This is a genomic window from Aquabacterium sp. (assembly GCF_021768455.1).
GTDB lineage: Bacteria > Pseudomonadota > Gammaproteobacteria > Burkholderiales > Burkholderiaceae_C > Aquabacterium.
Map to the genome: position 1 here is coordinate 1 of NZ_JAIZVX010000030.1, position 17,627 is coordinate 17,627.

Consider the following 17,627-nt stretch of genomic DNA (forward strand, 5'->3'; position numbering starts at 1 on the left):
GGCGAGCATGGGGGGCGTCAAGGAATCTGAAAACAAAGTTTCGAACCATCCATGATGGGCTTAAACAATTTGGGCGTTTCGTGCGTCCTCACAGGTCGAGACTACTGTGATTCGTTGACGGCGTAATCGACTAAGGGGCTCAAAGCCAGGCCAAGGAGATCTCTCGACTTGTCGCGGTTGATCGTCCGAATCTAATGGTTAGAAACGGGCTGTCACTCATACCATTCGCGAGGAATCAACTTCTTGCCTTCACGCCATTCAGCGACCTCAAGTACGCCTTCAATGTCCTTGTAAATTTCGTCGCGAGCGTGATCAAGAACGATGCATTGCCACTTACGTGTCATGCGGGAATTATCAGCGCCGGAACATGTATTCGCCTACGGCCGCTTTGGGGATGTACGACCTTCTTGTGGAAAGCCCGCGTGCTGGGCCAGGAATGACACGGAGACCTCGCTGCACGCGAACTGGGGCTCGCCCACCATCACACGAATCAAGCTGCCCCTGCGGAATCGCGAATGCGCAGGGTCGGAGCAAGCCGAACCGTCTGTCTGCGCGCGCTCGGGTTCGCAATCCGTCGGGTCAGGAGGCGCACCGCCTTGGTCCCGAGTTCATCAACGGGTTGCGCCATGACCGTCAATCGCGGAGAAAAGACCTCGGCCCAATCGAAGTCATCGAAGCCGACGAGAGAAATATCCTTCGGAACAATCAAACCCGCAGCGCGCAAGGCCTGCATCGACCCGATCGTCATCAGGTTGTTGCCTGTCACCAGGGCCGTGGGGGGGGTGTCGAGCGACAGCAAATGTTTGACGGCCTCGCAGGCCGGCTCGATCCTGGATTCGCCGCTCCGGACCAAGGCAGGATCGAACTTGATGCGTGCCGCCTCCAATGCCAGGCGATAGCCTTCGAGTCGTTCGGTCGTCGTTGACAGGCCTGCCACACCAGACACAAATGCGATGCGCCTGTGGCCCAGCCCAATGACGTGCGACACCAAGGTCTGCGCCGCATCGCGGCTCTCAACGCCCACCTGATCGAAGGTCGTGCCGACGTAGCGGTCAACCAGGACGGTGGGCACGCCCTTGTCACGCAGGTAGTCCAGAGCGCGATGCTGCGGGTCAGCGGTTGGCGCGATCAGGATTCCATCGACACGCCGCTCGTGCAAGGCCTGCACCACTTTCAATTCGTAGTCGGAGTCCTCGTGTGTGTCGGCCAGCAACATCATCAAGCCGCTTGCCGCGCACTCTGCCTCGATCGCCTGCACCACGGTCGCGAAGTAGTGGTTCGACAGCGCCGAGATGGCGACCCCGACCGTCCTGGTCGGCGCTCCGGCCAAGGCCCGTGCCAAGTGGTTCGGAGAATAGCCGACCCGTTCGATGGCGTCCAGAACAGCGCGCTCGGTGTCGGGGTGAACCTTGCGTGTCTTGTTGATGACATGCGAAACAGTCGACGTCGATACACCTGCCGCCGCCGCGACGGTTTCCATCGTGATCATCATTTCTCCGTTGAAACTCATCTCAGCTACTGATCGCCATCGCGTCGGGCGGCGGCATACGGGTCGATCGTGAACAGTCACGACGCGAGACGAGCTGGCATTGATCTTATCGCACCGCCCTTGGCCAAGAACGCGGAAGTGCAGCGCAGGCCGACGCTGTCACGCATCGATAGTATGGAATTCCCTATATAGCAAGCGCTTGCGCAAGCGTTTGCCTGCAATCATAATTGCACGCGGCATGTGGATGAGCAAGTGCTTTCACATGGCGACTATCGGACCTAAACCACGCACTGGAGACATTCGATGAATTTCAAGCACGCTACAGTTATCGCGGCGCTGTTGGCCGCGTCCGGCGCGACCATGGCCGCCGAGCCGGTCATCGGCCTGATCACCAAGACCGAAATCAACCCCTTCTTCGTCAAGATGAAGGAAGGCGCGCAAGCCGAAGCCAAGAAGCTTGGCGCCAAGCTGCTTACGGGTGCCGGCAAGGCTGACGGCGACAACGCTGGCCAGATCACCGCGATGGAAAACATGATCGCCGCTGGCGCCAAGACCATCCTGATCACCCCGAGCGACTCCAAGGCCATCGTGCCAGCCATCAAAAAGGCCCGCGCCGCTGGCGTGATGGTCATCGCCCTGGACAGCCCGGCCGATCCGGCTGACGCCACCGACGCCCTGTTCGCCACCGACAACTTCAAGGCCGGCGTGCTGATCGGCCAATACGCCAAGGCCGCGCTGGGCGGTAAGAAGCCGGTCATCGCGACGCTGGACCTGTTCCCCGGCCACCCGGTGGGCGCACAGCGTCACAACGGTTTCCTGCAAGGCTACGGTCTGCAATCGTTCGACGCCAAGAACAACGAACTGGCCAAGCCCGCTGAAGTGGTCTGCATGGCCGACTCGTTCGGCGACCGCGCCAAGGGCCAGACCGGCATGGAAAACTGCCTGCAGAAGAACCCCGACATCAACCTGGTCTACACCATCAACGAACCCGCAGCCGCTGGTGCCTACAACGCGCTCAAGGCCGCCGGCAAGGAAAAGGGCGTGACCATCGTGTCGGTTGACGGCGGCTGCGAAGGCGTCAAGAACGTCGGCAAGGGCGTGATCACCGCGACCTCGCAGCAGTACCCGCTGAAGATGGCCTCGATGGGCGTGGCGGCTGGTGTCGAGTACGCCAAGACTGGCAAGAAGGCCAGCGGCTACGTCGACACCGGCGTGACCCTGATCGCCGACAAGGCCATCAAGGGCGTCGACAGCAAGAGCGTGAAGGTCGGCACCGACCTGTGCTGGGGCACCAAGTAAATCGCTGATCGCATGAGGTGTCCGGGGCGCCTCGCGCCTGACACCTCTGACGCAGCGCCGAATGCGCTCCCGCGCGGCGCGGGCCCGACGCCCGTTCGCTGCGAGGTGGGCGCCTTTTTCATTCCACCCACCGCAACACGTCTCAGTGAGAACCACCGTGAGTACATTCAAAGAAAAGCTGCCACCGATCAGCCAGATGGGGCCATTCATCGCCTTGGCCATCTCCTGCGCGATCTTCGGCGTCACCACCGACAATTTCTTCTCCAGCGCCAACTTCGCGCTGATCCTGCAGCAGGTCATTGTGGTGGGCGTCATCGCCATGGGTCAAACGCTGATCATCCTCACGGCCGGCATCGACCTCTCCTGCGGCATGGTGATGGCCCTGGGCGGTGTGGTCATGACCAAGATCGCTGAAGACTTCGGTCTGCCTGCACCGCTGGCCATCCTGGCGGGCATCTCGGTCACCGCCGCCTTCGGTCTGATCAACGGCCTGCTCGTCACCCGCATCAGGCTGCCCCCGTTCATCGTGACGCTGGGCACCTTCAACATCGCATTCGCCATCACCCAGCTGTACTCGGGCGCACAAACCATCACCTCGGTGCCGGACGCCATGACCTGGCTGGGCAACACCTTCCGTATCGGCGGCGCCGCCATCTCCTACGGCACCGTGCTGATGGTGATCCTGTACCTGGGCGCGTGGTTCTGGCTGCGTGACACAGCCTCGGGCCGTCACGTCTACGCCGTGGGCAACAACCCCGAAGCGACCCGCCTGGTCGGCATCCCGACCGACCGTGTGCTGCTCGGCGTGTACGTGCTGGCAGGCGTGTTCTACGGCATCGCGTCGCTGTTGAGCGTGGCCCGCACCGGTGTGGGTGACCCCAATGCCGGCCAGACCGAAAACCTCGACGCGATCACCGCGGTCGTGCTCGGCGGCACCAGCTTGTTCGGAGGCCGCGGCATGATCCTCGGCTCGCTGGCCGGCGCCATCGTCGTCGGCGTGCTGCGCAACGGCCTGACCCTGATGGGCGTGTCGTCCGTCTACCAAGTGCTGATCACCGGCATTCTCGTCATCATCGCCGTGACCGTGGACCAACTGTCTCGCAAGGGAGCTCGCTGAAATGGCTTCGAAACAACCCATCGTGATGCAGGCCAATGGCCTGGTCAAACGCTACGGCCAAGTCACGGCCCTGGACGGCGCCGACTTCGAACTGCGCGCCGGCGAAATCCTGGCAGTCATCGGCGACAACGGCGCGGGCAAGTCCTCGCTGATCAAGTGCCTCTCGGGCGCCACCGTGCCCGATGAAGGCGAGATCCTGCTCGACGGCACGCCGGTGGGCTTCAAGACCCCGATTGAAGCCCGCCAAGCTGGCATCGAGGCCTGCTACCAGGACCTGGCCGTGGCCCCCGCCATGACCATCGCCGAAAACCTCTTCCTCGGCCGCGAACTGCGCCGCGAAGGTTTCGCCGGCAACGTGCTGCGCATGCTCGACAAAAAGAAGATGCTCGAGACCAGCATCGCCCGCATGAACGACCTGAAGGTCGGTATCCGCTCGATGACGCAGGCGGTGGAAACGCTTTCCGGCGGCCAGCGCCAGTGTGTGGCCGTGGCCCGCGCGGCGGCCTTTGCCGAGCACGTGGTGATCCTGGACGAGCCGACCGCCGCGCTCGGCGTGAAGGAAGGCAACATGGTGCTGGAACTGATCCGCCGCGTACGCGACAAGGGCCTGGCCGTGATCCTGATCTCGCACAACATGCCGCACGTGTTCGAGATCGCCGACCGCATCCACGTCGCCCGCCTGGGCAAACGTGCCGCCGTGCTGAACCCCAGGAAGATCAGCATGAGCGACACGGTGGCGGTGATGACCGGCGGGCTGACGCCGGACAAGCTGCCCGCGGAATGCCTAGCGTGATGAGTACCACAGGACGAAGAGAAGAAGGCCATGTTGAAGGCGTCTATCCGGTGTTGGCGGTGCGATCACCAAAGGACGCGTGCGCCCGCAGATTTTGAACCTGCGGCGGCGGTGAGCGATTCAGCGAACGGATGACGATACCCACCAGACGCGGCCCTTCCAGTCCAGGTGTCGGGTGGCTCCACGTCCGCGGGAGGCGCCTCGCGCCGTTGTTCGCCGAAGGAGACCTTTGAGGTCAGCTCGAAAGGCAGACGTTCGCCGCCTATCGCCCGATTCACCCGAAGTCATCCAGGAACGATTCAACGGCATGGAAATCCCTGAATAGCAAGCGCTTGCGCATGCGCTTGCTATCGGCGATACTTGCTCTCAATCCGGTCAATGACAAACCGACCCTAGGGCAACGAGATGAAGCAACTGCTGGCAGCCATGCCAGCCGCCGAGAGCGGGGCCCCGATGACGGAGTTGCTCCAGCGGCGGCCGATCGTCGGCCTGTTCGAAACTACCAAAATCTTCGGCGGCACGACGGCGATCGAGGATGTGTCCTTCGATCTCTGCGCTGGCGAAGTCCTCGTACTGGGTGAAAACGGCGCCGGCAAGAGCACCTGCGTCAAGTTGCTGGCGGGTGTCCATCAACCTACCCGCGGGCACCTTCATCTCGAAGGCAAGCCAAATTCTGATTCCAGGCCTCGGCACATGACTCCAATGACACCATGACTGTTCCACTGCTTCCCACCGTCTCGTCGCTTTACCTGGCGCGTGTGCGCGAACTCCTCCAGGACGGGCAGCGCAAGCTGCTCGGTCTGGTCGGTGCACCGGGTGCCGGCAAGTCAACACTCGCCCTGGCGTTGCAGCACGCCTTCTCCGATGTGTCGCAAGTGGTCCCGATGGATGGCTACCACCTCGCGAACGTCGAACTCCGTCGGCTCGGCCTCACCGAACGCAAAGGAGCGCCTGACACCTTCGACAGCACAGGGTATGCCGCCATGCTGCAACGCCTGCGGCAGCAGCGTCCCGATGAAGTTGTCTATGCGCCCGAGTTTCGACGCGAGATCGAGGAACCGGTAGCGGGCGCCATTCCCGTTTTTCCGCAGACCCGCCTCGTCATCACCGAAGGCAACTACCTGTTGCTCGACGACGGCCCTTGGGCGAACGTCGCCGCGTTGCTCGATGAGGTCTGGTACGTCGATGTCGATGATTCCCTGCGCGTGAACCGCCTCACGCAGCGCCATGAACAGTTCGGCCGCAGCCGACAGGACGCGATGGCGTGGGTGAGCGCCACCGATGAGCCCAATGCGCGTTTGATCGCGACCACCCGGCCCCGCGCAGACATCGTGTTTCGTTGGGATGGCGCCTGAACCGGCCCGAATCTCAAACACCCTATTGGACAAGCACCATGAACCAACTCGATCGACTCAAGCAGTTCAGCACAGTTGTTGCCGACACTGGCGACTTCCGGCAACTGGCCCAGTACGCACCGCAGGATGCGACGACCAATCCGTCCCTGGTGCTCAAGGCCGTGCAGTCGCCGACCTACCGGCCGCTGCTCGAACAGGTGGTCGCTGCCCACGCCAAGGAGGCTACCGCGGACATCGCCGACCACGTGCTCGTGGCCTTCGGCGTCGAGATCCTCAAGATCGTGCCAGGCCGCGTCTCGACCGAAGTGGATGCGCGCCTGAGCTTCGACACGAAAGGCACGATCGCACGTGCGCGCCGCCTTCTGAAAGGCTACGACGACGCCGGCATCGACCGCTCGCGCATCCTCGTCAAGATGGCGTCCACGTGGGAAGGCATCCAGGCCGCGCGACAACTGGCCGAAGAAGGGGTCAAGTGCAACCTGACCCTGCTGTTCTCGCTGCCCCAGGCTGCGGCATGTGCAGACGCGCAGGTGCAGCTGATCTCGCCCTTCGTCGGGCGCATCTACGACTGGCACAAGAAGAACGCCGGCAGTGGCTGGGACGAAGCCGCGAACGCCGGCGCCAACGACCCCGGCGTTAAGTCGGTCGTGCAGATCTACCGCTACTACAAGCAGCACGGCATCGCCACCGAGGTGATGGGCGCGAGCTTCCGCAACATCGGCCAGATCCTCGCGCTGGCCGGCTGCGACCTGATGACGATCAGCCCCAACCTGCTCGCAGAGCTCGCCGCGAGCGAGGCTCCGGTGCAGCAAGTGCTGGATGCCCGGTCGGCATTGCCGGCACCGATGGAACGGCTGCGCCTGGACGAATCCGCGTTCCGGCTTGCTTTGAACCAAGACGCGATGGCGACCGAGAAGCTGGCCGAGGGCATCCGCCAGTTCGTCATCGATGCGATCGCGCTGGAGCGCATGATCGACGAGATCAAGGCCGGGGGACGATGAGATGACTGTCGCCATCGACACCCAAGGTGCGAATGCCATCCGCATGCTCGCGGTCGACGCGGTGCAGCGGGCGAACTCGGGCCACCCCGGCATGCCGATGGGCATGGCTGACATTGCCACCGCGCTGTGGACGCGCCACCTGCGCCACAACCCTGCCAACCCGCAGTGGGCGAACCGTGACCGCTTCGTTCTGTCCAACGGGCACGGCTCGATGCTGCTCTATGCGCTGCTGCACCTGACGGGTTACGACCTGACGATGGACGACCTGAAAGGCTTCAGGCGCCTGCACAGCCGCACGCCGGGCCATCCCGAACTGGGTATCACGCCGGGTGTTGAGACGACCACCGGGCCACTCGGTCAGGGCCTGGCCAATGCCGTGGGCATGGCGCTGGCTGAGCAGATGCTGGCGGTCGAGTTCAATGTCGATGGCCACTGTATCGTCGACCACCACACCTATGTGTTCTGCGGCGACGGCTGCCTGATGGAAGGCATCTCGCACGAAGCCTGCTCGCTCGCCGGCACGTGGGGCCTGAACAAGCTGATCGTCTTCTACGACGACAACGGTATCTCGATCGACGGTGAGGTGGACCTCTGGTTCTCCGACGACACGCCAAAGCGCTTCGAGGCCTACGGCTGGCAGGTACTCCGGGCCGTCGACGGCCACAACGCGGATGCCATCGACGCTGCCATCGTGCGAGCAAGGCAGTCCAGCGACCGGCCGACCTTGATCTGCTGCCGAACCAACATCGGCCATGGTTCGCCGAACAAGGCAGGCTCGCACGAAGTGCATGGGTCACCGCTTGGTGCGCCCGAGATCCTGGCCGTGCGCGATTTCCTGGACTGGCCCCATGAGCCATTCGTGTTGCCTGAGGACGTGAAGCAAAACTGGGATGCGCGAGCCCGCGGCGAGGCTGACGAGGCCGCCTGGTTGGGTGCGATGGCGCGTTACCGCGCCGAACATCCGGCCCTGGCCAGTGAATTCGAGCGTCGGATGCGGGGCGATCTGCCGGCGGACTTTGCTGCTTCGTGTGCCACAGCGCTGCAGCGCTGGAACGAGCGCGCCGCGACGATCGCTTCGCGCAAGGCCTCTCAGGACGCCATCGAAGAGATGGCCAAGATCGTGCCCGAAATGGTCGGTGGGTCTGCCGACCTCGCGCCATCGAACCTGACGAAATGGAGCACCTGCAAGCCAGTGCTGGCGCGCCAAGGTGGCAACTACATTCACTACGGCGTGCGCGAGTTCGGTATGGCCGCGATCATGACCGGGCTAACCCTGCACGGCGGGCTGCGCCCCTTCGCCGGCACCTTCCTGATGTTCTCGGAGTACGCACGCAATGCGCTGCGCATGGCCGCGCTGATGAAGATCAACCCGATCTATGTGCTCACGCACGACTCGATTGGCCTTGGTGAGGACGGACCGACGCACCAACCGGTGGAGCAGACGGCAACGCTGCGACTGATTCCGAACATGGACGTCTGGCGACCCTGCGACAGCGCGGAAACCTTTGTCGCCTGGCAACACGCGCTGGAGCAGAAAGCCACGCCAACCTGTCTGATCCTGTCGCGGCAGAACCTGCCGTTCCAGACGCGCGATGCGCAGACGCTGGCCGACATTCGGCGCGGGGGCTACGTGCTGATGCGCGAGGAGGGCGACAGTCTCGACGTGGTGCTCATCGCGACCGGGTCGGAGATCGGGCTGGCTGTGGCAGCGCGCCAACTGCTGGCCGCAGAAGGTGTTTCGGCGCGCATCGTCTCGATGCCTTCGACCACCACCTTCGATCGTCAAGGCGACGACTGGCAGGACGGTGTGTTGCCGCCCGGCGTTCCGCGTGTTGCGGTGGAGGCGGGTGTGACCAGCTGCTGGCACAAGTACGTGGGGCTGCGCGGTGGTGCCGTGGGTATCGACACCTTCGGTGAATCGGGCTCGGCGGATGCCCTCGCCACGCATTTCGAGATGAGCGCTGAACGGGTCGTCAACGTTGCGCTCGCCAGCATGGCGAGGCATGCACGATCTGCGAGGTGACTGATTGCAAGAATGTTGTTGCGTTGGAAAGGAATCAGCGGCCAGCGCAAACATTGATCGCCGCAGGCCGTTCGCGTCCATCGGATCCCGCATCACGCGGCTCAAGTCGCTCGTCGAATGCCCAGCGTATGGGAGTCGATTTCAGCCGGCATCATCTGGAATTCGGGCAGGTCGGGGGCATCCTGGGGTTTTGCCACCACGCTTTTCTGCATTTCGATGACTGTCCAATTGGTCAGGCAGCCTTTCGGAGCCTTCCCCCGTACAGAAATGGTGCCAGCATCAGCTTCAGCGCACCCACTGCTGCCAGCACCCAAAGGCCTGGCCCAAAGCTGTGCGTGAGGTCTCTCACGAGCCCCAGGGTCAAAGGTCCCAGGGCGCCCAGGCCATACCCCATGGCCAGCACGAACGAAGTCCACGAATTGGCCTCGTCCGCATTGTCGAGCGGCAGCGTCATCCCCAGCGAGAACGAACCGCCGATGCCCAAAGCCAGCAGCACGACGGGCAGCCAGTTCTGGGCCTGCGGCCTGAAGATCAGGAAGCCGAGACCGGCCAGGAAGGCGCTCGCAAAGCCAGCGATGGGCCAGCGTCTGTCTGCACCTCGGCTCACCAATGCCGGAATGGGGTTGGCCATCATGAAAACGGTGGTGAAGCCCGCCAGCATCAGCCCAGCCTGTGCGGCCGTAAAGCCCAAGGCCTGAAAAGTCCGTGATGGCTGGCTTCTACGTCAATGTGTCCGAGGTCGGCGGCCGAAATTCTGCGTTGCTCGAACTCGTTGAGCAGTTGCGGCGCATCGTTGCTGCCCCGAAGCCCGTTGTAACTCCGGCAGTGGCGCGTCGCTGCACGTGAAGGGCGAACTCGGAGCACCTTGATCCAAGCAACTACGAGCAGTAGGCGAGGTCATCGGAAGACATTGCGACATGGGCTCAATAGTGCTTGCCTGACAACAGGGTTCGAGACATTGCCATGCAAGTCATCCGGGGCGGCCGAAATCTTGCGCAGCGAGTTCGAAACTTTGCCAGCGTGTTTTGCTGGCGGTTGGGTCACGGCTCCATAGTGAACTGAGTTCGAAACTTTGTTTTCACGTCCCTCGTCAGCTGAAGACAAGGTTCCGATGTGGCTGCCAATGTAGCGAACTTCCCCCGCCCCTGCCGTGTCCCGGCTCCGCCCGGCTCAATCCTGCGCGGGGGGCGCGCCCAGCTCGGCCAGCAGGCGCCGCGCGGTGTCGGCCGAGGATGCCGGGTTCTGGCCCGTGATGAGCAGGCCATCGGCCACCACGTGCACGCCCCAGTCGGCCCCACGGCTGTACTGCCCACCTTGCGCCTTGAGCATGTCTTCCACCAGGAAGGGCACGATCTGGCTCAGGCCCACGGCGTCTTCCTCCGTGTTGGCGAAGCCGGTGACCTGCTTGCCCTGGGCGAGGGGGCGGCCATCTGGCGCCTTCACATGGCGCAGCACGCCTGGGGCGTGGCAGACCAGGCCCACCGGCTTGTCTGCGGCCACAAAGCCTTCGATCAGGCGGATGGAGGCGGGGTCTTCGGCCAGGTCCCACAGGGGGCCGTGACCGCCGGGGTAGAAGACGGCATCGAACTCGCCCACGGCGACGCTGTCCAGGCGCACCGTCTGGGCCAGTTGGGCGGTGGCTTCGGCGTCGGCCTCGAAGCGGTGGGTTTCGGCGGTCTGGAAGGCGGGTTCATTGCTCTTGGGGTCCAACGGCGGCTGGCCGCCTTGGGGCGATGCGAGCACGATCCTCGCGCCGGCGTCCTTGAAGACGTAGTAGGGCGCGGCCAGCTCCTCGAGCCAGAAGCCGGTCTTCAGGCCGGTGTGGCCGAGCTGATCGTGGGAAGTGAGGACCATCAGGATGTTCATGGGATTGCCTTTTTCGATTGAATAGACCGGTCTACTAGTTTCCGGTGCGAAGAAAACGCCCCGGGTGAGGCGCAGGAGAAAGGGGTTCGAGCGGGGCTCAGTGGGCGGGTTGGAGCAGCTGGCGTGTGGTGGCCAGGGCGGCGTCAAACGGCCGCGGGTGGCGGGCCACCTTGGCCAGCACGCTGGCCCCCAGCCAGAGCTGGTAAAGGCTTTCAGCGAGCGCGGCCGGCGGGGTGAGGGCAGCCAGTGAACGATCGGCCTGACCTGCGGCGATGGTCTGCGCCAGGCGCGCCACGATGCCCGAAGTGCCGCGCTGCATGGCGTCCCGCATGGCCTCCGACAGGTCGGCCACCTCGGCGCCCAGCTTCACGGCCAGGCATTTGCCCTGGCATTCCGAGAGGGACTGCCCCTCGCGCCAGCCTTCGAAATAGGCCATCAGGCGCTCGGCGGCGGTGCGATCCGGGCGCCCCAGCGTGTCTTCCATCTCGGTCAGGTACTGCGCGAAGTAGGCGTCCAGCATGGCCTGGCCGAAGGCGTCCTTCGAACCAAAGTAATGGTAGAACGAACCTTTGGGCACGCCCGCGCTGCCCAGGATCTCGTTGATGCCGACCGCGGAGTAGCCTTTGGAGGCCATGATCCGCTGGCCGACGGCGAGGATGTCCGCGCGCACGGGCGAGTGGTCGGGGGAAGAGGTCGATGCCATGGCGGCATGGTAATGCAAATTAGACCGGTCGTCTAGTGATGCGCTCTTTCCTTCGCTCTTTTCTTTCTTGTGAGACCTGGCATGGCATCCCTGGTCATGTTGACGGCTTACCCGTTCCGGGCCCCCAAATTGCGGACAATCTCGCCTGAGGCCTCCGGGCCGGCGGGCTTGGTGCCTGGTCCGGTGTCCAGCAGGCCTGTCACGCCCTCGCCGCCACCATGACCCAGACCGTGTCCCAACTTGTCCTGCGCGCCAAACAGCTGGAGCTGGAAGACGCACGCCAGCTCGCGGCGCGGGTCGAGTTTGTCGATGTGATCGGGCAACTCATCCACGTGCTGCAGCGCGAGCGCGGTGTCACCAGTGTCTTTCTGGCCTCGGGTGGGCAGCGCTTCCAGGCCGAGCGGGCCGCGGCCCTGGCCGAAGCCCAGCCCATCGAGCAGGCCGTTCAGGCCCTGTTCGATGCCCAGCAGCGACCCGAGCTGGGCGCCACCGCGCGCATGCTCTCGCTCATGGCCTGGGTGCAGCTGGACCTCAACGCCCTGGCGGGCCTGCGCCACCAGGTCGACCACCTGGTGCCCAGCGCGCACGACGCCGTGGCCGCGTTCAGCCGCCTGATCGCCGGCCTGGTCGAGCTGATCTTTCACGTGGCCGATGTGGCCCGCCACCCCGCCGTCTCCCGCTTGCTGGTGGCCCTGGTGCACCTGCTGCAGGGCAAGGAGGCTGCCGGGCAGGAGCGCGCCGTGGGCGCACAGCTCTTTGCCTCGGGCCGCCACGACGATGCCGAGCAGCAGCGCATCGTCCACCTGATCGATGCCCAGGAGCGCAGCCTGGCCGTGTTCGAGGAGTTTGCCGAGCCCAGCCTGCGCCAGCGCTGGCAGCAGCACCAGTTGCAGCCCACCGTGGCCCTGCTCGAGCGCCTGCGCCGCACCCTGTGCACCGCCCGCCCCGGCGCCACGCTGGACACCGCCCTGAGCGAGGCCTGGTTCCAGGCCGCCAGCGAGCGCATCTCCGAGCTCTGGGCCATCCAGATCGAGCTGGTGCAGTGCCTGCGCCAGGCCTGTGCCGCCCAGCAGGAAGCCGCCGAGCGCGACCTGGAAGACTCCGAAGGCCTGCTCCAGCGCCTGCGCGACAACCCGCCGCCCCACACCCACGCGGTCGACCGTTTCTTCAACGCCTCCGAGCAGCCCGAGGCCGCGCCCGTGCTGCCGGGGCCCGGAGGTGCCGCGAGCACGGCCGCGTCGGGCGCACCGGGCCTGGCCGCCAGCGACCCGGTCACCGTGTCCTCCCTGGTCGACCTGGTGCAGACCCAGGCGGCCCGCCTGGCCAGCATGGAGGTCGAACTCGACACCGCCCGCCGTGCCCTGCACGAGCGCAAGGTCATCGAGCGGGCCAAGGGCGCGCTGATGTCGCGCCTGGGCCTGAGCGAAGAGGCCGCCTTCCGCACCCTGCAGAAGGCCTCGATGGACCACAACCGGCGCCTGCTCGACGTGGCCGAGGCCACCCTGGCCCTGCCCGAGGTGTTTTTCGCGGGGCAGGGCGGCGCGCGCGCCAAGTGAGGCCGGGCGCCCACGGTGCGCCGCCCCAGCACCTTGCTCGGGCATGACGCGTGCGGGGCCGGTGTACCCTGGGGCCGACCTAGCATGGGGCAACCCCATCGCGCAGGAGACCCCATGCGGACCGACGACGAAATCCGGGCTGCCCTGGCCGCCCGCCCCTTTCCCGCCAACCCCTGGGTCAGGCTGACCGACGAGGCCGTGCTGATCCAGGCCGGCTACACCGACACCCTGGAGCGCCTGTTGCGCTGGGTGCCCAAGGCCCGCTGGCGCGCCGACCTGCGTTGCTGGCATGTGCCCCTGGCCGGGGCCGAACTGGTGCGCGCCATCCTGCCCGAGATCTCCCGCCTGGCCGAGGCCATGCAGGACATGCCCAGCCCTCCCTCTGCCGATGTGCCGGGTCCCCGTGAAAGCGCCGCAGAGGCCCAGGCCCGCGCGCTCTTCCGCGACGCCGCCCGCCTGCTTTACGGCAGCGATTGGCAGCGAGACACCGCCCGCGCCCTGGGCCGCGACGAAGCTGCCCTGGCCTGCTGGCTGGTCGGCGAGGGCGTGGCCGAGGCGCCCCCCGACCAGCTCCTGGCCGAGATGCTGGCCTTGATGCAGCGCCGCGCCACCGAGATCGTGGCCGCCACCGATGTGCTGGCGGGCCGCCTGGCGCAACGCCGGCAGGCCTGAACCGGGGCCGATCGGCCTTTGGCGCATACTCTTCCCTCTAGGGGGAAACCACTAATGCGCTCGCAATGCGATCCCGTGCGTTCGCAGTGCGCGCAAACACGCGCCTGCGTGGCTGGCGCGCCGGGCGCTCGGCGCCTACATTGGCGCCCTGTTCGGGCCACAAGCCTGTGCTGACGCGGGCGGCCAGCCGTCGCACCGCGTCCCCCTCGGTTCCACCGCACGCGCAGCACCAGGTGCTGCGCGACCCACTGATTTCTCTCCCTCTCTCTCACCTCGGACACCAGCATGGCCAGCATCTCAGCACACGAGCCGGACGGCGAGCACCAGACCAAGAAGGCCACAGCCAGTGGCTGGATTGGTTCGGCGCTCGAGTACTACGACTTCTTCATCTACGCCACCGCCGCGGCGCTGATCTTCCCGCAGATCTTCTTCCCCAAGGGCGATCCGAAGACCGCCATCATCGCCTCGCTGGCGACCTACGGCGTGGGCTATGTGGCCCGCCCGATCGGCGCCTTCTTCCTGGGCCACTGGGGTGACACCCACGGCCGCAAGAACGTGCTGGTGCTGTGCATGTTCCTGATGGGCTTCTCGACCATCGCCGTGGGCCTGCTGCCCACCTACGACCAGGTTGGCCTGCTGGCCCCCGCGCTGCTGGTGCTGCTGCGCCTGATCCAGGGCTTCGCCGTGGCCGGTGAAATCTCGGGCGCCAGCTCGATGATCATGGAGCACGCCCCCTTTGGCCGCCGTGGCTTCTTCGGCAGCTTCACGCTGCAGGGCGTGCAGGCCGGTCAGATCCTGGCTGCCGCCGTCTTCCTCCCCCTGGCCCACTACATGGAGCCCGAGGCCTTCAACAGCTGGGGCTGGCGCATTCCTTTCCTGCTGAGCTTCGTGGTGATCGTGGCTGGCTACATCATCCGCCGTGAAGTCAGCGAGACGCCCGCCTTCGCCGAAGTGGAAGCCAAGGCCGCCGTGGTCAAGGCCCCGATGGTCCAGGCCGTTCAGGAAAGTTGGCGCGACATGCTGCGCGTCATCTGCATGGCGCTGATGAACGTGATCCCCGTGGTCACCTCCATCTTCGGTGCGGCCTACGCCGTGCAGCCGGGCTATGGCATCGGCTTCAGCAAGGACGTCTACCTGTGGATCCCCGTGATGGGCAACATCCTGGCCGTGATCGTGATCCCGTTTGTGGGCAACCTCTCGGACAAGATCGGCCGCCGCCCGCCCATCATCGTCGGCGCACTGGCTTCGGGTCTGCTGTCCTTTGCCTACCTCTACGCCATCAGCATCCGCAACGTGCCCCTGGCCGTCTGCATGTCGCTGCTGATGTGGGGCATCGTCTACCAGGGCTACAACGCCGTGTTCCCCAGCTTCTACCCTGAGCTGTTCCCGACCCGCACCCGCGTCTCGGCCATGGCCATCTCGCAGAACCTGGGCACCCTGGTCACCGCCATGCTGCCAGCCGTCTTCACGGCCGTCGCCCCTCCCGGTGCCGAGAACATCCCCCTGGTGGTCGGTTCGATCACCCTGGCGATCACCGCCCTGGCTGCCCTGTCTGCCTTCACGGCCCGCGAAACCTACCGTGTGCCCATGAACGAGCTGGGCAACCCCGATGCCGTGCCGATGAAGAAGGCCGACTATGACAAGCTGCGCGAGCAGTCGGTGCTGAACTCGCAGTCGTTCAAGTCCTTCACCTGAGCCCTCTGCCGTGAGCGCCGCGTGCGCTCACGCCATCGCCCATCCCTCTGAGGCTTTCCCATGCGCCGATCGATCGCCACCGTCTCCCTCTCCGGCATGCTGCGCGACAAGCTGCAGGCCATCGCGGCCGCACGCTTCGACGGCGTCGAGATCTTCGAGAACGACCTGCTGCAGTTCTCGGGCAAGCCCCAGGACGTGAAGGCGATGGCGGCCGACCTCGGTCTGGCCATCGACATGTTCCAGCCCTTCCGCGACTTCGACGGCAGCACGCCGGCGCAGGTGGCGCGCAGCCTGGACCGTGTCGAGCGCAAGTTCGACCTGATGGACGCCCTGGGCACCGACCTGCTGCTGGTGTGCTCCAGCGTGCAGCCCGATGCCCTGGGTGACACCGACCGCCTGGCCGAGCAGTTCGCGCAACTCGCCGAGGCCGCCGGCCGACGCGGCAAGCGCATCGCCTACGAGGCCCTGGCCTGGGGTTCCCAGGTCAAGCTGTTCTCGCAGGTCTGGGACGTGGTCCGCAAGGTCAACCACCCCGCACTGGGCATGTGCCTCGACAGCTTCCACACGCTGTCCTTGCGCGACGACCCCGCCCCCATCCGCCAGATCCCTGGCGACCGCATTTTCTACGTCCAGCTGGCCGACGCACCTTGGGTGAACACCGACGTGCTCACCCACAGCCGCCACTACCGCTGCTTCCCCGGTCAGGGGGAGTTCGATGTGACGGGCATGATGCGCGCCATCCTGGACGCCGGCTACACCGGCACGATCTCGCTGGAGATCTTCAACGACGAGTTCCGCTCGGCTCCGGCCCGCGCCAACGCGGTCGACGCCATGCGCTCCCTGCTGTGGCTCGAAGAGCAGGTGGGTCTGAGCCGTGCGGCCGCTGCGCCGTCTGCGGCCCCAGCGCCCCAGGTGAGCCTTTTCAGCCCGCCGCCCGCCCCGAAGCTGGCCGGCTGGTCCTTCATTGAATTCTCCGTGGACACGGCCGCCGCGGCCCGACTGGCCGAGCTCCTGCTCAGCCTGGGCTTCTCGCGCATCGGCCGCCACCGCTCCAAGGACGTCGAGCTCTACGGTCTGGGTGATGTGCGCATCGTGCTCAACCGCGAGACCGAGTCCTTCTCGCGCCACTACTTCGAGCGCCACGGCACCTCGGCCTGCGCCACCGCGCTGACCACCGCCAATCCGCAGGCCGCCATCGTGCGCGCCGAGGCCCTGGGCTGCACCCGCGTCACCGGCCAGATCGGCCAGGGTGAGCTGGACATCCCCGCCGTGCAAGCCCCCGATGGCAGCCTGCTCTACTTCTGCCCGCCCGCCAACGCCGACGGCCACCATGCCTTCGAAGCCGACTTCGTGATGGACGCCGATGCCGTGGCCGCCCTGGCCGCGCACGCGCCCACCGCCACCGCCCGCGTCGACCACCTGGTGCAGGCCGTGCCGGCCGGCCAGATCGAGCCCTGGGTGCTGTTCCAGCGCGCCGTGCTGGGCCTCACGCCGCAGCGCAGCGTGGTGCTGCATGATCCCTTTGGCGTGCTGCGCAGCCGCGAGATCGAGTCCAGCGACAAGGCCATCCGCACCTCGCTGATCGTCTCCGAGCGCGACAACACCGCCATCTCCCGTTCCGTGGCCCGCCTGGGCGGCGGTGGCGTGCAGCAGGTGGCCATCGAGGTCCAGGACCTGATCGCCTCCATGAAGGCCCTGCGGGCCCAGGGCGCCCCCGTGCTGCCTGTGCCCGACAACTACTTCGACGACCTCGACGCCAAGTACGCGCTCGACCCCGCCTTCCTGCAGGGCCTGCGCGAAGCCGGCGTGTTCTACGAGCGCGATGCCCAGGGCGGCGAGTACCTGCACGCCTACGCCGCCCCCTTCGACGACCGCTTCGAGTTCGAGTTCATCGAGCGCCGCGGTGGCTACGACCTCTACGGCTCGACCAACTCCCCCTTCCGCCTGGCCGCCCTGGCCGAGTGGCGCGCGGCGCAGCAGGCGGGCTGAGCCCCCTCTCGCCCGATGGGCTGGCGGGGCTTTTGCGCGCCCCTGGCCGAGGCCGGGTCGCAGTCTGCG

At 65.7% G+C, this 17,627-nt stretch carries 16 protein-coding genes; 11 read left to right on the forward strand and 5 right to left on the reverse strand.

Annotation, left to right across the window (positions count from 1 at the left end; translation table 11 throughout):
• Positions 1–212 precede the first annotated feature (212 nt).
• On the reverse strand, positions 213–344 hold the full coding sequence (locus QZ994_RS06165) for a hypothetical protein (protein ID WP_290869711.1): 132 nt from the start codon (positions 342–344) through the stop codon (positions 213–215).
• A 146-nt stretch (positions 345–490) separates the two neighbouring features.
• Positions 491–1,510: a LacI family DNA-binding transcriptional regulator gene (locus tag QZ994_RS06170; RefSeq protein WP_290869713.1), complete on the reverse strand. Its 1,020-nt coding sequence runs from the start codon at positions 1,508–1,510 to the stop codon at positions 491–493.
• Positions 1,511–1,792: 282 nt separating this feature from the next.
• Between QZ994_RS06170 and QZ994_RS06175 the strand changes: the two genes are divergently transcribed.
• The 7 genes from QZ994_RS06175 to tkt all read left to right on the forward strand — a co-directional run bounded on the left by QZ994_RS06175 (position 1,793) and on the right by tkt (position 9,077).
• Positions 1,793–2,788 carry a sugar ABC transporter substrate-binding protein gene (locus tag QZ994_RS06175; RefSeq protein WP_290869717.1) on the forward strand — a complete coding sequence of 332 codons (996 nt, stop codon included), beginning with the start codon at positions 1,793–1,795 and terminating at the stop codon, positions 2,786–2,788.
• A 157-nt stretch (positions 2,789–2,945) separates the two neighbouring features.
• A complete protein-coding gene (locus tag QZ994_RS06180) occupies positions 2,946–3,905 on the forward strand; it encodes an ABC transporter permease (protein WP_290869720.1) in 960 nt (319 codons plus the stop codon).
• Position 3,906: 1 nt separating this feature from the next.
• Positions 3,907–4,698, forward strand: a complete 792-nt coding sequence (locus tag QZ994_RS06185; protein WP_290869723.1) for an ATP-binding cassette domain-containing protein — start codon at positions 3,907–3,909, stop codon at positions 4,696–4,698.
• Between the two features lie 405 nt (positions 4,699–5,103).
• On the forward strand, positions 5,104–5,412 hold the full coding sequence (locus QZ994_RS06190; RefSeq protein ID WP_290869726.1) for an ATP-binding cassette domain-containing protein: 309 nt from the start codon (positions 5,104–5,106) through the stop codon (positions 5,410–5,412).
• The gene (locus tag QZ994_RS06195; protein WP_290869728.1) at positions 5,409–6,053 is read left to right on the forward strand and encodes a nucleoside/nucleotide kinase family protein; all 645 of its coding nucleotides are present in this window, start codon (positions 5,409–5,411) and stop codon (positions 6,051–6,053) included. Before QZ994_RS06190 ends, QZ994_RS06195 begins: the two co-directional genes overlap by 4 nt.
• 38 nt (positions 6,054–6,091) lie before the next feature.
• Entirely contained in the window at positions 6,092–7,054 is a 963-nt protein-coding gene (gene tal / locus QZ994_RS06200; RefSeq protein WP_290869731.1) for a transaldolase, read from the forward strand.
• Position 7,055: 1 nt separating this feature from the next.
• Positions 7,056–9,077 carry a transketolase gene (tkt, locus tag QZ994_RS06205; protein WP_290869734.1) on the forward strand — a complete coding sequence of 674 codons (2,022 nt, stop codon included), beginning with the start codon at positions 7,056–7,058 and terminating at the stop codon, positions 9,075–9,077.
• A gap of 232 nt (positions 9,078–9,309) precedes the next feature.
• Here the strand turns inward: tkt and QZ994_RS06210 are convergent, their stop codons facing one another.
• The 3 genes from QZ994_RS06210 to QZ994_RS06220 form a co-directional block, all read right to left on the reverse strand.
• Positions 9,310–9,738 carry a hypothetical protein gene (locus QZ994_RS06210; RefSeq protein ID WP_290869737.1) on the reverse strand — a complete coding sequence of 143 codons (429 nt, stop codon included), beginning with the start codon at positions 9,736–9,738 and terminating at the stop codon, positions 9,310–9,312.
• 509 nt (positions 9,739–10,247) lie between these two features.
• Positions 10,248–10,943, reverse strand: a complete 696-nt coding sequence (locus QZ994_RS06215; protein ID WP_290869740.1) for a type 1 glutamine amidotransferase domain-containing protein — start codon at positions 10,941–10,943, stop codon at positions 10,248–10,250.
• Positions 10,944–11,040: 97 nt separating this feature from the next.
• The gene (locus QZ994_RS06220; RefSeq protein ID WP_290869742.1) at positions 11,041–11,646 is read right to left on the reverse strand and encodes a TetR/AcrR family transcriptional regulator; all 606 of its coding nucleotides are present in this window, start codon (positions 11,644–11,646) and stop codon (positions 11,041–11,043) included.
• A 230-nt stretch (positions 11,647–11,876) separates the two neighbouring features.
• Between QZ994_RS06220 and QZ994_RS06225 the strand changes: the two genes are divergently transcribed.
• The 4 genes from QZ994_RS06225 to QZ994_RS06240 all read left to right on the forward strand — a co-directional run bounded on the left by QZ994_RS06225 (position 11,877) and on the right by QZ994_RS06240 (position 17,558).
• Positions 11,877–13,202: a nitrate- and nitrite sensing domain-containing protein gene (locus tag QZ994_RS06225; RefSeq protein ID WP_290869745.1), complete on the forward strand. Its 1,326-nt coding sequence runs from the start codon at positions 11,877–11,879 to the stop codon at positions 13,200–13,202.
• A gap of 114 nt (positions 13,203–13,316) precedes the next feature.
• The gene (locus QZ994_RS06230) at positions 13,317–13,874 is read left to right on the forward strand and encodes a hypothetical protein (RefSeq protein WP_290869748.1); all 558 of its coding nucleotides are present in this window, start codon (positions 13,317–13,319) and stop codon (positions 13,872–13,874) included.
• 285 nt (positions 13,875–14,159) lie between these two features.
• Complete coding sequence (locus QZ994_RS06235) at positions 14,160–15,569, forward strand: MFS transporter (protein ID WP_290869751.1); 1,410 nt, start codon at positions 14,160–14,162, stop codon at positions 15,567–15,569.
• Between the two features lie 60 nt (positions 15,570–15,629).
• The gene (locus QZ994_RS06240) at positions 15,630–17,558 is read left to right on the forward strand and encodes a sugar phosphate isomerase/epimerase and 4-hydroxyphenylpyruvate domain-containing protein (RefSeq protein WP_290869754.1); all 1,929 of its coding nucleotides are present in this window, start codon (positions 15,630–15,632) and stop codon (positions 17,556–17,558) included.
• Positions 17,559–17,627 lie beyond the last annotated feature (69 nt).

Coding starts and splice junctions, on each gene's coding strand:
- QZ994_RS06165 (WP_290869711.1), bottom strand. CDS start 344: ATGACACGTAAGTGGCAATGCATCGTTCTTGATCACGCTCGCGACGAA.
- QZ994_RS06170 (WP_290869713.1), bottom strand. CDS start 1,510: ATGAGTTTCAACGGAGAAATGATGATCACGATGGAAACCGTCGCGGCG.
- QZ994_RS06175 (WP_290869717.1), top strand. CDS start 1,793: ATGAATTTCAAGCACGCTACAGTTATCGCGGCGCTGTTGGCCGCGTCC.
- QZ994_RS06185 (WP_290869723.1), top strand. CDS start 3,907: ATGGCTTCGAAACAACCCATCGTGATGCAGGCCAATGGCCTGGTCAAA.
- QZ994_RS06190 (WP_290869726.1), top strand. CDS start 5,104: ATGAAGCAACTGCTGGCAGCCATGCCAGCCGCCGAGAGCGGGGCCCCG.
- QZ994_RS06195 (WP_290869728.1), top strand. CDS start 5,409: ATGACTGTTCCACTGCTTCCCACCGTCTCGTCGCTTTACCTGGCGCGT.
- tal (WP_290869731.1), top strand. CDS start 6,092: ATGAACCAACTCGATCGACTCAAGCAGTTCAGCACAGTTGTTGCCGAC.
- tkt (WP_290869734.1), top strand. CDS start 7,056: ATGACTGTCGCCATCGACACCCAAGGTGCGAATGCCATCCGCATGCTC.
- QZ994_RS06210 (WP_290869737.1), bottom strand. CDS start 9,738: ATGCTGGCGGGCTTCACCACCGTTTTCATGATGGCCAACCCCATTCCG.
- QZ994_RS06215 (WP_290869740.1), bottom strand. CDS start 10,943: ATGAACATCCTGATGGTCCTCACTTCCCACGATCAGCTCGGCCACACC.
- QZ994_RS06220 (WP_290869742.1), bottom strand. CDS start 11,646: ATGGCATCGACCTCTTCCCCCGACCACTCGCCCGTGCGCGCGGACATC.
- QZ994_RS06230 (WP_290869748.1), top strand. CDS start 13,317: ATGCGGACCGACGACGAAATCCGGGCTGCCCTGGCCGCCCGCCCCTTT.
- QZ994_RS06235 (WP_290869751.1), top strand. CDS start 14,160: ATGGCCAGCATCTCAGCACACGAGCCGGACGGCGAGCACCAGACCAAG.
- QZ994_RS06240 (WP_290869754.1), top strand. CDS start 15,630: ATGCGCCGATCGATCGCCACCGTCTCCCTCTCCGGCATGCTGCGCGAC.